The organism is Salinicola sp., from assembly GCF_982684285.1.
Genome location: NZ_CEXLVS010000016.1, coordinates 1 through 14,924 on the forward strand (window position 1 = coordinate 1; position 14,924 = coordinate 14,924).

The 14,924-nt window shown below is 61.6% G+C and carries 13 protein-coding genes; 12 read left to right on the forward strand and 1 reads right to left on the reverse strand.

Annotation, left to right across the window (positions count from 1 at the left end):
• Positions 1-765, forward strand: a 765-nt coding sequence (nadA, locus tag AC3AYF_RS02770; RefSeq protein ID WP_295037483.1) for a quinolinate synthase NadA, incomplete at its 5' end; no start/stop codon positions are given.
• Positions 766-837: 72 nt separating this feature from the next.
• Here the strand turns inward: nadA and AC3AYF_RS02775 are convergent.
• The gene (locus AC3AYF_RS02775) at positions 838-1,560 is read right to left on the reverse strand and encodes a MipA/OmpV family protein (protein ID WP_295037481.1); all 723 of its coding nucleotides are present in this window, start codon (positions 1,558-1,560) and stop codon (positions 838-840) included.
• Between the two features lie 389 nt (positions 1,561-1,949).
• On the opposite strand from AC3AYF_RS02775, the gene AC3AYF_RS02780 reads away from it, so the two are divergent.
• The 11 genes from AC3AYF_RS02780 to AC3AYF_RS02830 all read left to right on the forward strand — a co-directional run bounded on the left by AC3AYF_RS02780 (position 1,950) and on the right by AC3AYF_RS02830 (position 14,918).
• Positions 1,950-2,354, forward strand: coding sequence for a hypothetical protein (locus tag AC3AYF_RS02780; protein ID WP_487779374.1), 405 nt, complete (start codon positions 1,950-1,952; stop codon positions 2,352-2,354).
• A gap of 524 nt (positions 2,355-2,878) precedes the next feature.
• Entirely contained in the window at positions 2,879-3,700 is an 822-nt protein-coding gene (locus AC3AYF_RS02785; protein WP_295037477.1) for a hypothetical protein, read from the forward strand.
• Between the two features lie 30 nt (positions 3,701-3,730).
• Positions 3,731-5,098, forward strand: a complete 1,368-nt coding sequence (locus AC3AYF_RS02790) for an OmpP1/FadL family transporter (RefSeq protein ID WP_295037475.1) — start codon at positions 3,731-3,733, stop codon at positions 5,096-5,098.
• A gap of 442 nt (positions 5,099-5,540) precedes the next feature.
• Positions 5,541-7,160 (forward strand): arylsulfatase, encoded by a 1,620-nt coding sequence (locus AC3AYF_RS02795; protein ID WP_295037473.1) that lies wholly within the window; start codon positions 5,541-5,543, stop codon positions 7,158-7,160.
• A 143-nt stretch (positions 7,161-7,303) separates the two neighbouring features.
• Positions 7,304-8,344, forward strand: coding sequence for an HAD family hydrolase (locus AC3AYF_RS02800; RefSeq protein ID WP_295037471.1), 1,041 nt, complete (start codon positions 7,304-7,306; stop codon positions 8,342-8,344).
• Positions 8,341-9,321: an AAA family ATPase gene (locus AC3AYF_RS02805; RefSeq protein WP_487779375.1), complete on the forward strand. Its 981-nt coding sequence runs from the start codon at positions 8,341-8,343 to the stop codon at positions 9,319-9,321. Before AC3AYF_RS02800 ends, AC3AYF_RS02805 begins: the two co-directional genes overlap by 4 nt.
• A gap of 60 nt (positions 9,322-9,381) precedes the next feature.
• A complete protein-coding gene (locus AC3AYF_RS02810) occupies positions 9,382-10,410 on the forward strand; it encodes a DUF58 domain-containing protein (RefSeq protein ID WP_295037467.1) in 1,029 nt (342 codons plus the stop codon).
• Positions 10,407-10,976 (forward strand): DUF4381 domain-containing protein, encoded by a 570-nt coding sequence (locus AC3AYF_RS02815; protein ID WP_295037464.1) that lies wholly within the window; start codon positions 10,407-10,409, stop codon positions 10,974-10,976. Before AC3AYF_RS02810 ends, AC3AYF_RS02815 begins: the two co-directional genes overlap by 4 nt.
• A complete protein-coding gene (locus AC3AYF_RS02820) occupies positions 10,973-11,956 on the forward strand; it encodes a VWA domain-containing protein (RefSeq protein ID WP_295037462.1) in 984 nt (327 codons plus the stop codon). The genes AC3AYF_RS02815 and AC3AYF_RS02820 overlap by 4 nt, the downstream gene beginning before the upstream one ends.
• Positions 11,953-13,539 (forward strand): VWA domain-containing protein, encoded by a 1,587-nt coding sequence (locus AC3AYF_RS02825; protein WP_295037460.1) that lies wholly within the window; start codon positions 11,953-11,955, stop codon positions 13,537-13,539. The genes AC3AYF_RS02820 and AC3AYF_RS02825 overlap by 4 nt, the downstream gene beginning before the upstream one ends.
• A complete protein-coding gene (locus AC3AYF_RS02830) occupies positions 13,536-14,918 on the forward strand; it encodes a hypothetical protein (protein WP_487779376.1) in 1,383 nt (460 codons plus the stop codon). Before AC3AYF_RS02825 ends, AC3AYF_RS02830 begins: the two co-directional genes overlap by 4 nt.
• Positions 14,919-14,924 lie beyond the last annotated feature (6 nt).

Sequence of the window (14,924 nt, forward strand, 5' to 3'; positions counted from 1 at the left end):
AAGATCCTGAGCCCGGAAAAACGCGTGTTCATGCCGACGCTGGAAGCGACCTGCTCGCTGGATATCGGCTGTCCGGCCGATGCCTTTTCCGACTTCTGCGACCAGCATCCGGAGCGTACCGTGGTGGTCTACGCCAACACCTCGGCGGCGGTGAAGGCGCGCGCCGATTGGGTCGTGACCTCTTCCATCGCGGTGGAGCTGATCGACCATCTCGACCGGCAGGGCGAAAAGATCCTGTGGGCGCCGGACCGCCATTTGGGCAACTATGTCCGCGAGCGCACCGGTGCCGACGTGCTCTGCTGGGAGGGCGAGTGCATCGTCCACGACGAGTTCAAGGCCAAGGGGCTTCTCGAGCTCAAGGCCTTGCATCCGGAAGCCGCGGTGCTCGTGCATCCGGAATCGCCGGCGTCGGTGGTGGAGGTCGCCGATGTGGTCGGCTCCACCTCGCAGCTGATCGGTGCGGCGCAGCAGCTCGACAACCCCAGCTTCATCGTCGCCACCGATCGCGGCATCTTCTACAAGATGCAGCAGCTGATGCCGGGCAAGACCTTCATGGCCGCACCCACGGCGGGCAACGGCGCCACCTGTCGAAGCTGCGCCAACTGCCCGTGGATGGCGATGAACGGGCTGGAGAACACCCTGGCGGTGCTGGAAGACGCCAACGGCTGCGGCCAGGAGATCCACGTCGATCCCGCCATCGCCGCGCGAGCCCTCGTGCCGCTCGATCGCATGCTCGAGTTCGGGGCCGAACTCAAACGCCGTTAGGCTTTTTACGCTGGAAAACGAAAGCGCCCGCCCCGGCTGACACCGGGGCGGGCGCTTTTATGTCTCTACGATTTAGAAGTGGTAGTTGATGAATGCTCCCGCTCGCCACTGGGTCGAATCGCCGAGATCATCGACGATTGGGCTGTCGGCTGCGTCGCCTGTCAACTGCGTCACACCCAGCAACCCGGTGACCGACCACTGCCGCGTCACATAGTAGCTATAGGTGGTCGCCAGCCCGGCGGAGAAATAACCGTCGTTGGCGTCGTAGGCATCGATGCCGGAGCGGGCACTTTCCCGCTTCGACACGCCAAAAAGATCGTCCGCCCAGTCGGCGCTGGTATAGGTGAAGCGAGGGCCGATCGTGAATGCGGCTCGCTCTCCAACCTTGGTTACATAGTCCGCCTTGAAGCGAATCCGATAGCCGTCCAGGTCACCGGTGAAGGGCGTTTGCGCGGAAGCGCTATAGCGCCAGTTGGCGTCATTGTAATTGACGCGCAGGCCGGCGGTGGCGCCGCCGTCGACGTCGTCGAGATCCTTGATGTCATCCTCGTTTTCACGGCCCAGGGCGTAGCCGATGAACGGCGCGACGCGCCATTTGTCCTGGCGAATCACGTTCCAGCCGACACCATCTTCCAGGCTGGCGAAGAAGGCATCACCGTAAGTGAGGTTGAACGTGGGCCACGGCGTAGTGTGGTAATCGTCACTACCCAGATATTTGGGCCAGTAGGCCGCACCTCCGCCGATCGCGCCTTTTAGTTGCGGTTGCGCGGCCTGTGCCGCTGATGCTGTCAGCAACCCGAGTGCAGCGATCCAGCCATAGCGAAATATCGATGACATACCATCCGTCCTTGAGTAAGAAGCTCATACCTGTCAGGTGGAAGAACATACTGGGAGCCGCTACAAAACTCCAGTTTCTCAAGCGATTTTGCAGTGCTCTGGTGGGATAGTCGTCGTGATCGACAAAGATGACATTCAATAGACGAATCTTGCTTCCCGTCCCGAGGTCGCTGGCCTACGCTGAATAAAGCATTACGGAACCGGCCTGTGAAAATCGCGATCGACAGGCGACGGATTGATAACGACGACAAGAGGTGTGAAGGATGCGATTCACTTCGAGGGCGGGGCGGTCATTGCTAAGCGGCACGATATTGTTGACCTTGGGTGCCTGCGCGAGTAGCGGCCCGGTGCAGCAATCGGTCACGACCTATTTGAACTGTGACGATCTCCAGCAAGCCATTGCCAGTGCAGATAACGGCTTCGATGATATCAAACGCGGTTCTCGCAGTACGCGCTACGGTCAAATTTGGAATACCTCGATCCAGGCATTCGTTAACGCCTGTTCCATTGTTTCCGCCAGCGGGCCGACCTACTACACCTGCTCGGGGAGGATCGAGTCCGACGCGGGCGAATCTCAACTGGAAGCGGCGACCGATGGTATCGGTCAATGTCTTGGGTCCGAATGGTCCTCGTCGACATCTAGCGGGGAGGTCCGATTTCATCGCGTCGATGGCAGTGGCCCGACCCTGGCGCTCAAGAACTTCGAAAATGACCGTGGCGCGCAGATGGTGGTGATGCGGATCGAGCAATGACAGGGGTGACTGGTAGAGGCTAAAACGATCAAAGATTATCACATACAGTGAAGTTGCCTTTTGAGCCGCTAATGTTAGCGGCTTTTCTATTAGCGTAGCATGGGAATTCAAGACGCCTTGATGCCGCATATTCATATAGACTTGTAAATAATTTGGTCTTGGTTCTTATTTCTATTGTGTTAATAGTTGCGTCCTGTTTCAAAGCCATCTCCGACTTTCGTCTTGGTGATTGGGCTTTTTAGCAGGGAAGAGGCTGAAAATGTAACTTTAATAACATCTTGATGAGCAAGCATTGTTTAGCAAAAAATTATCTATAGTTAAGATTTTTCTTTGATTGATGTCCTTTTTTGTTCTTTCTCAATTACAGCATATTGCAATTTTCTTTTTGCTGACTGCCGTTTTATGCGTCATTAATTATTTGAAATAAATATAAAGGCTAGCAGGCTGGGGCCTCAGAGTGTTTCGTTCCTATGACGAAACTATAAAGCCCATTATAACAATTGCTTGTAGTCAAGGGGCGCATCATGGGAACCGGAATAGCGAGTCTTTCAGACGACAGTCGAGTTTTCTGCGCGACGTTTTTTCTGGGCGTGGCGGGTGTGGCGGTTGGCGCCGACGATCAGGACTTGGCAAAAAAGCTGAGTAATCCTGTCGCCAGCCTGATCAGCGTGCCGTTCCAACTGAATTACGACGAAGACGTCGGAGCTGGGGATGGCGAACGTTATCTGTTGAACGTTCAGCCCGTCATTCCCTTCGGTGTTTCAGAGAACTGGAATCTGATCAGCCGCACCATCGTGCCGATCATCAGCCAGAACGACGTCGTGCCCGGCCAGGGTAACCAATTCGGCACCGGCGATGTGGTGCAGAGCCTGTTCTTTTCGCCCAAGGCGCCGACGTCTTCCGGGCTCATCTGGGGCGCCGGTCCGGTATTTCTGCTGCCGACCGCCAGTGAGAATACCTTGGGTAGCGACAAGTGGGGCGCAGGACCCACGGGCGTCGTGCTGCGCCAGAGCGGACCCTGGACGACTGGATTACTCGCCAACCACATCTGGGACGTCGCCGGTGAAAGCAACCGTCCCGATATCAACAGCACCTTTCTGCAGCCGTTTACCTCGTACACAACGTCCACGGCTTGGACCTATACCGTCAACAGTGAATCGACCTACGACTGGGAGGTCAGCCACTGGTCGGCGCCGGTCAATTTTCAGCTTACCAAGCTGACGTCTCTGGGATCACAGCCGCTCAGTGTGGGCGGTGGGCTGCGCTACTGGATCGAATCACCAGACGACAGAGGGCCTGATGGATGGGGAGCCCGACTGATCGCCACTTTGCTGTTTCCAGATTAAAGAACCTCTCATGGAAGCGGGGCAGGGAACATGAATCACGCTCGAATTATGCGATGGGACTGGCGGCGCGCGAACTCGTCGACGCTCAAGTCGTCTGGCGGCCATGTCTGTCGCTTTCCGCATGCCTTGGTGATGGCTCTAATCGCCAGTGGCGCGGTGATCGGTTACAGCGCGGTTGCCGAAGCTGGTGGCATTTTGCTCTATGAAGTTGGCCAGGAAGATAGCGGGCTTGCCAATGCGGGCTCCGCCGCGAGGGCGATGGACCCCAGCGTGATGATGACCAATCCTGCGGGCATCGCTCGGCTACCCGGCAATCAGCTCTATGTGGGTGGGCAACTGATCGTCGGGCGTATCGACTTCGACCCGGATGGTAATACCTCGACTTACGGCGGAGATGGCGGTAACGCCATGGTGCCGACACCTGGGCCCAGCCTGTTCGTCAGCCACCCAATGGACGAGCGCTCGACCATCGGCATCGGCATTTACGGCAACTTTGGTCTGGGGCTGGATTACGACAATGATTGGGTCGGCCGCTACGTCGTTCAGGAAACCTCCATCGTGGCGGCGTCGATCCAGCCGACCTACGCCTATCGCTTCAATCCCAAGCTTTCCTTGGGCATCGGCCCTCGCCTGGTCTACGGCAATTTCCGCACGGAATCCGCAGTTAACAACAACGTCGCCGGCGCGACGGGTTACGCCGACGGCCAGATGGAATACGAGGATCACGACACGGCCTGGGGCTGGAATCTGGGCCTGCTTTACGAGATGGACGACTTCACGCGCTTCGGCCTCGCCTACACCAGCAAGGTCGATCTCGACTTCGATGATCGCCCCGATTTCCGCGGTCTCGACAACCCAGTAGTCGACAGTGCCGTGCAGCAGATCGCCGTCAATCGTGTTGGTCTCGGCCTGCGCATTCCAGAAACGATCACCGCCAGCATTTTTCATCAGATCAGTGACGAATGGGCCGTCATGGGCAGCCTGGGCTGGCAGAACTGGTCGGAGTTCGGCGATGTCGCCGTTGAACTGGATACTGGCTTGAGCGATGCCTCCGCCGAGGCGGATCGCCACTATCAGGATACCTGGCACGTATCGTTCGGTGCCCAGCGACAGATCCATCGTCACCTGCGCTGGAACATGGGCATCGCCTACGATAGCTCTGCGGTAAAGAACGGCAACCGCACTCTGGATAACCCGATGAACGAAGCCTGGCGTTTGGCGACGGGGCTCAATTATCGCTGGGACGAGAGTCTGGACCTCACCCTGAATTATACCTTTATCTATCTCGGTGATATGGACGTCGATCAGACCAAGGCGATCTCCGGGCAGCGTGTCAGTGGACGGTATTCCAGTGCTTATCTGAATGTCATTGGTGGAGGGGTTAGATGGAGGTTTTGAGCGATTTTTGTTGGAAAAGGTGCGGTGACCATGAGCTGAATAAAGGAGCTGTTTATGAAAACTATAAGCCCCCGTTTGGTTGAAACAGTTGTCACGACACTGGGTCTTCCAAGTGGTGATTTGGCCCAGAATGATGCGGCAGGAAGAGCCTGTGATTTCAATAGGAGCCTCTCGGAGACAGTTGAGAATACAAAAATACAGACGGGAGAGGTTTACACGCTGGTCAAGGCGGTTCCGAAATCGAGTTCCAGGATCGAAATATAAGCAGATAAGGTCTTTTGATGAATGTCTGTTGGATGTGCCACAAAAACAAATGAAGCGTGCGAATAATTGGTGGGAGAGTCATCTGATTGAACCAGGATAAAAGTAGTGCTTTAAAAATCAAAATTTGAAATTCCATGTTCGTTGTCTTCAAAACCGATGATTTGAAGGAGATTGTTCGATGGAGCTCAGTCAAAGAAAGCCGTCAACGACGCGCTGGAACGGTGTTCTCTCCGCCGCCCTGGCCGTGGCAATGGCGCTGCCTGGAACAGCGATGGCCCAGGAAAATCAAAGCCAGTCAGGAAGCCAATCCTCCGCGAAACCCAACATCCTCGTGCTGTGGGGAGACGATATCGGCCAGTCCAATATCTCCGCCTACACCCGTGGATTGATGGGCTACCACACACCTAATATCGACCGCGTTGCCAGCGAAGGCATGATGTTCACGGATTACTATGGTGAGCAATCATGTACGGCTGGGCGGTCGTCGTTCATTACCGGGCAAAGCGTATTCCGCACCGGTCTTTCCAAGGTCGGCATGCCGGGTGCCAAGGAAGGGATGAGTCCCGAAGACCCGACCATCGCCGGGCTGTTGAAGGCGCAGGGCTACGCGACAGGCCAATTCGGCAAGAACCATCTGGGTGACCGTGACGAGATGTTGCCCACCAACAACGGCTTCGACGAATTCTTCGGCAATCTCTATCACCTCAACGCCGAGGAGGAACCGGAACTGCCTGATTACCCGAGGGACATGGTGCTGGAAGATGGGCGTACCTTCGAGGAAGCCTATGGGCCCAGAGGGATCATCCGCTCCACGGCGGATGGGGAGATCGAAGACACCGGGCCCTTGACGCGCAAGCGCATGGAAACCGTCGACGATGAGACCTCTGCCGCTGCGCTGGATTTCATCGAACGCAAGACGCAAGCCAGTGAGCCCTGGTTCGTGTGGTGGAATGCGACCCGTATGCACTTCAGAACCCACGTGAAGGATTCACTGCGGGGCATTTCCGGCCAGAACGAGTACGCCGACGGCATGGTCGAGCACGACCGTCATGTGGGCCTGTTCCTCGACAAGCTCGACGAGCTGGGCATCGCCGATAACACCATCGTGTTCTATTCCACCGATAACGGGCCGCACATGAACTCCTGGCCCGATGCCGGGATGACGCCGTTCCGTGGCGAGAAGAACACCAACTGGGAAGGCGGCTGGCGCGTGCCCGCCATGGTGCGCTGGCCCGGGCATATCGAAGAAGGCTCTATCTCCAACAAGGTCATGCACCATATGGATTGGCTGCCGACCTTCCTCGCCATCGCCGGCAACTCCGATATCAAGCAGGAACTGCTCGACGGCGGCGTGCAGGCGATCGGGCGGGAGTACAACGTCCACCTCGATGGCTACAACTTCCTGCCCTACCTGACGGGGGAAACCGACGATACGCCGCGCCACGAGATTTTCTACTTCTCGGACGATGGCGATCTGATGGCGCTGCGTTACGACGACTGGAAGCTGGTGTTCATGGAGCAGCGCGCCCAAGGGACGCTGTTGACCTGGGCCAACCCGTTCACATCGCTGCGCGTGCCGTTGATCTTCAACCTGCGTCGCGATCCCTACGAGCGTGCCCAGATCACCTCCAACACCTACTACGATTGGCTGCTGGATCACGCCTTCATGCTGGTACCCGCCCAGGCCTACGTCGCGAGATTCCTGGAAACCTTCAAGGAATTCCCGCCGCGTCAGGAAGCCGCGAGTTTCAATCTGGACAAGGTGATGGAAACGCTACAGGAGCCTATCTCTCAATAGCAAAAGCTTCAGGGGCGAACGCAATAGGCGGGCGAGTGCCGTGGCTGCACTTGCCCGTCTTCCAAGTTTCTTTCCGTCGCCCGGCGCTCCGCAGGATGAGGGTGAGCGCGAGCCCGACGTGATGCATGACAGGAGTGATGACCTTGAGGAAACATCGTTTCTTTGACATCGCCAAACTGCTCTCTATTGGCTTGCTATCGCTTTTCGGGTTGCCGGTTCTGGCATTGGCCGACCCGCTGCCGTCCTGGCAATCGGGCGAGCATAAAAACGCCATCATCGATTTCGTCGAGATGACCACCGATCCCGACAGTGAAGATTTCGTGCCGCAGGCGCGACGCATCGCGGTCTTCGACAACGACGGCACGTTGTGGTCCGAACAACCCTACTACTTCCAACTCGCGTACGCGCTTGATCGCGCCGAGAACGCGCCCGAGGGGGCTTTGAGCGAAGCGCTGCAAACCGCCGTGGACAATCGCGATCTGGCGGCCATCCTCGCGGGGGGAAATGAATCGCTGCTCGACATCGTCAACGTGAGCCACTCAGGCATGACCGTCGATGCGTTTCAGGACGATGTCGGTAACTGGCTGGCTGACGCGCGTCATCCCAAAACAGGGCTCGCCTACGACGAGATGGTCTTCCAGCCGATGCTGGAGCTGCTCGTCTATCTGCGCGATGCAGGCTACGTGACCTATATCGTCTCGGGCGGCGGCATCGACTTCATGCGCGTCTTTGCCGAGGACGCTTACGGCATTCCACCGCAGAACGTGATGGGCAGTACCGGCAAGCTGGCGGTATCGCGGGAGGGCGGTGAGATGACGCTGGTCAAGCAGGGCGATATCGCCGGGCTGGACGATGGCGATGGCAAGCCGATCACCATCCAGCGCACGCTGGGGCAGCGGCCGATCATCGCGGTCGGCAACTCCGATGGCGACGTCCCCATGCTGACCTGGACGACCGAAGGCGATGGGCCGCGCCTGGGGGTGCTGATCCATCACACCGATGGCGAGCGCGAGGTCGCCTACGATCGCGAAAGCGCCATCGGCAAGCTCGATCAGGGGCTCGACGAGGCCGAACAGCGTCAATGGGTACTGGTGGATATGGCCGAAGATTGGCGCACGGTTTACGACGCCACCCTGGACGGACAGAGTCGGCGCGAGGCTGACCCGCAGGCGGCAAGTCAATGAGTTGTCGGGCCGAACTCGAAGCGCTGGAAGCGGCGATCGGCACTTCGATCATCGGCCAGAAACCGGTGATTCGTCGGCTGGTCATCGGTCTGCTGGCAAACGGCAACCTGTTGATCGAGGGGCTGCCCGGACTCGCCAAGACCCGTGCCATCAAGGCGATGTCGCGACATCTCGAGGCCGACTTCAGCCGCATCCAGTTCACGCCGGATCTGCTGCCGTCGGACGTGACCGGTAGCGACGTCTATCACCAGAGCGTGGAGGGCTCGGTATTCACCTTTAGCCCCGGCCCGCTGTTCGCCAATCTGGTGCTCGCCGACGAGATCAATCGCGCGCCGGCCAAGGTGCAGTCGGCGCTGCTCGAAGCGATGGAGGAGCGCCAGGTGACGGTGTCGGGAAAGACTCATCCGCTGCCATCGCTGTTCATGGTGCTGGCGACCCAGAACCCTATCGAGCAGGAGGGCACCTATCCGCTGCCCGAAGCCCAGCTCGACCGTTTCATGATGAAGGTGCTGATCGATTATCCGGCGGTCGAGGAGGAGGTCGAGGTGATCCGGTTGGTACGCGACGAAGAGCGGGAGACCCTGCGCCAGGAGGGCTCCCCGAGCGCGCCGGTCGTGATTGCCCAGGAGTCGGTATTCGAGGCACGCCGCGAGAGCGCAGCCCTGCATGTCGCGGAGCCGATCGAGCGTTACATGGCCGACCTGGTGGAGGCAACGCGTCATCCGGCGGCGCTGTCCGAGGACCTCGAGCGCTGGATCGAACTGGGCGCCAGCCCACGGGCCAGCCTGGCGCTGGATCGCTGCGGGCGCGCCCACGCCTGGCTCAACGGTCGCGACTACCTCGATCCACAGGACGTGCAGGCCGTGGCCCCGGACGTGCTTCGCCATCGGCTGGGGCTCAGCTTCGAGGCGCAGGGCGAGGGGCTGACGACCGATACGGTCATCGCCCAGCTGCTGGCGCGTGTCGCGCTGCCGTAATCATGGCGGCTTTTGCCCACTCTCACCCTGCTTTCGCCCACCCTTGCAGAGGAGGCCAGGATGCCACGCTTTTCCATACGGCCGCGGGCTGGCGTCACGACTGACGGTGACCGCGATCCTCGAGTCCATACCGACTTCGCTCACTTGCGTGGGCTGGAGAGTATCGGGCGAACATTGAGCCTGTTGCCCCGGCAGCCGGCACGCAGCGTGCTGAACGGTCGGCACGGCTCGCGTCTGCGCGGGCGCGGGCTGGATTTCCTCGAACTGCGCGGCTATCTGCCGTCGGACGACGTGCGCAACATCGACTGGCGCGTGACCGCGCGCACCGGCGAACCGCACGTTCGCGTCTTCACCGAAGAGCGCGATCGGCCGGCGCTGGTCGTCGTCGATCAGCGGATGTCGATGTTCTTCGGCAGCCGATACGCCATGAAGTCCGTCACTGCCGCCGAGGCCGCGGCGATACTGGCCTTTGCGGTGCTGGCTCAGCGTGATCGCTTGGGCGGTATCGTGGTGAGCGATCATGCCATTCAGGAGTTCCGTCCGGCGAACTCGAGAGCGAGCGTGATGCGCTTTCTACACGGGCTCGCGGATGCCAATCTGGCGCTTCACGCTGCCGCCGAGGCCGACGCTCCGACCTCGTTGGATGCCGTGCTGGAAGCGGTCGCCAGGCTGGCGAGTCGCGATCATCTGGTGGTGGTGCTGAGCGATTTCGATGTCATCGGCCCCCGTAGCGAGCGTCTGCTGAGTGCGCTGTGCCGACATAACGACGTCGTGCTGGCGCCCGTCACCGATGTACTGGCGGAACGGCTGCCGGACGACCTTCGCCAGACCGTCTCGGACGGCAAGCTGCAGGCGCTTCTGGATACCCGCAGTGCGCGGGTGAGAGAGGCGCTCGAGCAGGTATCTCACGCACGCCGGGAGACGCTGCTCGGATGGCAGCGCCGATACGGACTTTCCATTGCGCCGCTTTCGTCAGGCGAGGAGACGGCACCGCAGCTCCGGCGCTTGCTTGGCATGGGGCGCGGATCGGGGCGAAGAGCAGGGCGAGGAACCGAAAGAGGAGCGCACGAGCGGGGCGTGCAGCCATGAGCGCGCCAGCCGCTTCCGCCGGCGCGCTCGATACCGCGGGCACCTCGCCGCCGCTGATGCTCTCGCAGATGATCGATCAGCTCTCCCCGGTGCCGGAGCCCGTCGCCGTGGCCTGGTGGCCCCAGACCTGGGGCTGGCTGGTGTTGGCTATCGTGGTGGTCGCGCTGCTGGCATGGCTTGGGTGGCGACGCTATCGGCACTGGCAGGCCAATCGCTATCGGCGCGAGGCGCTGGCGGAACTGCATCGGCGTCTGGCTAGCGGGGAGGGGAGCATCGCGTTGGCCGAGGTGTTGAGACGCACGGCGCTGGCCGCCTTCCCCCGGGAGCAGGTCGCTTCGTTGCGCGGCGAGGCCTGGGGGCGTTTCCTCAATGGCACCGTCGCGCCCGGCAAGGCCTGTTTCGATGGGCCGTCCGTCGTGCGGCTGTCCGAGCTGCCGTATCGAAAGCCGAACGATGACGATCTCGATGACCATAGCCACCTCGACGAGCCTGGTCATTTGGACGATCTGGGCCGTCGCGTCGAACGCTGGGTCAGCGTGCACGATGCAAAACGGGGGCGCGCATGATCGAGCTCGCCGCGCCCTGGATATTGCTGCTGTTGCCGCTACCGCTGTTGGTCCATTGGCTGGTCCCTGCCTACAAGCGTCGCATGGCGGCGCTGCGTCTGCCGTTCTTTCAGCGCTATGTGCAGGCGGCGGGCATCGCGCCCGCCGCAGGCGCTCAGGTGATGTCGCGTTCGCGGATCCTGTCGGCGCTGGCACTGCTCTGCTGGTGCCTGCTGGTCGTTGCGCTCGCGCGCCCGGAGCGCGTCAGCGCTCCCATTCACTGGCAGACCTCGGCTCGCGACCTGATTCTGGCGGTGGATATCTCGGGCTCCATGGATGAAAAGGATTTCGCCGCGTCGGACGACGAAACGCTGCAGCGGTTGGCCGGGGTCAAGCGCGTCATCGCCGGCTTTCTCGGTGACCGTGAAGGAGAGCGCCTCGCGCTGATCGTGTTCGGCACTCAGGCTTTCGTCCAGTCTCCGCTCACAACCGATCTCGATACGCTGCAAGCCCTGCTGGCGCGCACCGAGGTCGGCATGGCCGGCCCACACACCGCACTGGGAGATGCCATCGGCCTGGCCATTCGTCAGTTCGATGCCAGCGACGTGAGCCAGCGGCTACTGATCCTGTTGAGCGACGGCGCCGATACCGGCAGCCGCATGAGCCCCATCAACGCCGCCAGCATTGCCGCGGATCGGGATGTTCAGATCATCACCATCGCGATCGGCGATCCCCAAGGGAATGGGGAGAATCGCGTCGATACCGACACCCTGGAGGCCATTGCCGATACCACCGGCGGCACGAGCTTCCTGGCGACGGACGAGCAGGCGTTGAGGCAGGTCTATGATCGAATCGACGAACTCGCGCCACGGCAGATCGCCGATCACAGCTACCGTGAGCGCCAGTCGCTGGCGGCCTGGCCGATGGGTGTCGCCTTGGTTCTGGTGCTTCTGGCCTGGCTCTGGCGCAGTGTTTCGCTGGGCAGGAGGCGGCTGTCATGAATCTAATGGGCGCGCTGTCGGCCTTTCACTTCCTGCGGCCTTACTGGTTCCTGCTGCTGGTGCCGATCGCCGCACTCTGGTGGTGGTATCGCTTTCGTTTCCAGCAGGGCGAGGCGAGATCGCCTCACTTTGCGCCGCATCTGGCCCGCGCATTGCGTATCGGAGATGACGCTCGCCGGCGGTTCTCGCCGGTCGACAGTCTCACCGCCATGGCGCTCTGTCTGGTCATCGGGTTGGCTGGGCCCAGTTGGAGCCGAGTCGCCAACCCGATGATCAGCCAGACGGCGCCGCTGGTGATCGCGCTCGAGGTCACGCCCTCGATGATGGCGAGCGACGTGCCGCCCACCCGTCTGGAGCGGGCCGCGATCAAGATCGAGAATCTGCTGGCCACGCGTAGCGGCGCACAGACGGCGCTGATCGCCTACGCCGGCTCGGCCCATCTGGTGGTGCCGCCGACCAGCGATCCAGCACTGATCAAGCCCTATCTGGAGGGGCTGACGCCACAGATCATGCCTGTCGATGGCGACGTGTCGGCACAGGCATTGGCGCTTGCCGACAGCGTGCTCGCCGATCAGACCGTGGCGGGTACGATCCTGTTCGTGAGCGATGGCATGAGCGCTTCGAACCGAACCGCTTTCGAGGCGCGCGAATCGGCCCACACGCTGGCCTTTCTGACGCTGTTGCCGGAGGGGCAGCCGGCGCCGGTCGTTGATGAACTCGACGCTCGGCAGGTACGCGTCAGCGCGGACGACAGCGATGTCGAGAGCCTGGAAAGGACGCTGGCGTCCGCCTATCGACAAGCCCTGCTCAACGACGACCGGCTGGCCTGGAAAGATCGTAGCGCCTGGTTGGCCTGGCCGGCGGCCTTTTTCGCACTGCTAGGGTTTCGGCGCGGCTGGAGCCTCGGCGCCGTGGCGCTGGTCACCGGTGTGCTGCCGTTGAGCCTCATCGCGCCAGGGAGCGCGCTGGCGCAACAGAACGACGCGAGGGTGTCGAAACGCGCGGTGGTGACGGAAGCGGCTTCGCCGCTGGTTGCCCGGTTGATGGACGCCTTCCTGACGCCGGATCAGCAGGGGCGATGGTGGCTGGAGCATCGCCAGTATCGTCGTGCCAGCGAGCAGTTCGAGGATCCCGCCTGGCGCGGCTACGCGCTCTACCGCGATGGCCAGTATGGCGAGGCCGTCGCCATCTTGAACCCATTGGAGACGGCCGGTGCGTCGTTCACCCAGGGGCTGGCGCTGATCCGCAATCGCCAGTATCGCGAGGCCATCACCGCGTTCGAGACCACGCTTGCCCGTGACCCGGACTATCCGGAAGGCGAGCGTAATCTCGCCCTGGCCAGGCAGATACTGACCTACGTTGAGGAGACCCGTGAGCAGTCGGATACCGGTGAGGATCGTGGCGAAGGGGCCGATGACGTGGTATTCGACAATGAAGCGCAGCGGGGGGTGGAGACAACCGTGACCGGGGACGAGGATGATCAGCTGCTGACCCCGGATCAGTGGATCTCGTCCATCGATTCGGATACCGGCGACTATCTGCGTCAGCGCTTTGCCCTGGAAGCCGCGGAGGCGACCCCGTGAGCGCGTCCATCCTTCGGCGGTTACTGCTGTCGAGCCTGTTTGGTGGGCTCTGGCTTTCTCCCCTGATTTTCGCTCAGCCGCAGCCAACGCCCGAGTCTTCGCTTTCGCCGCGGGTGACGGCAACGCTGGAGCCGACGCGTGTGGCGCCCGGGGAGATCGCGCAGCTGCGCGTCACCGTGCTGGTGCCGACCTTCATGCCGCGCCCCGTGGAATTCCCCACTCTCGATCAGCCGAACCTGCGAGTTCAACTGCCGGAAAGAGCGACGATGCCGGTCAGCCGGAGAGTCGATGGGCGGAGCTGGGCCGGGGTCTCACGGCGTTACGAACTGACGCCGCTGGCGGCGGGCGAATTCATGCTGGGGGAGGGGACGCTGGAGATCACCTTCCAGGATACCGAAACCGGCGAGACGGTCACACGCACGCAGACCCTGGCGCCGCAGACACTGACCGCTGCCGTGCCCGAGGCGGCCGCCGGGCTCTCGCCCTATCTCGCCGGTACGTCGCTCACGCTTGAGCAGCAGTTGACGGTGATCCGGGCGGGCGAGCCGCCCGCGGCGGAAGCGCCGGCGACGACCGATGAATCGCTGGTGCCCTCTGGCGAGGCGCCGGTCTCGCTGTCCATCGGTGACAGCCTGCAACGAGAGATCGTGGCCACCCTGGAAGGGGGAAGTGCGCTGCTACTGCCGTCGCTGGTTCCGTCGGCGGTGGTGGCCAATATGGAACGCCATGCAACGTCGCCGACCGTCACGGAGGTACCGAATGGCGGCTCCCGAACCGAACGCCTGACCTATATCGCCCAGTACGGCGGGACGGTGACGCTGCCCGATATCACCGTGCGCTGGTACGACCTGAAGAATCAGCGCATCGTTTCCACGCGCGTGGCGGGCATGACGATCGCCATCGAAGGTGCGCCGGCGCCGTCTGCCGTGGCGGGGCAGTCGCTTCGCCAGTACGGGACGCTGGGCATCGTCATCTTGTTACTTGGCGTACTGATCGGCAGCGGAAGGCGCTGGCTGTGGCCATTCTGGACGCGCGCCAGGCAACAGCGTCGTTTACGTCGAGAACGCAGCGGCATTACCGCATTGCGGCGTCTCGAGCGACAGGTCCGGGCGCGACGCTACGCCGAAAGCCTGAGCGCCTGGCAGGCGCTGTTGCGAAAGGCGCCTCTATTGCCCGACTCGCGGTATCGCGAAGTCACTCACTGCCTGGCAGTGCTGGGGCGGGAACGTTACGCGGCCAAGCCGAACCCCAGTCAGCCGAGCCCAGACCCGTCGGAGGCCGCCTGGCGCGCCTTGCGCCAGGCGCTACCCAGCGTGGCCGACCTTCGCCAGGCCCGGGACGAGCCGCCGTTACCGCCACTGAATCCTGGGGCACTATGATGATGA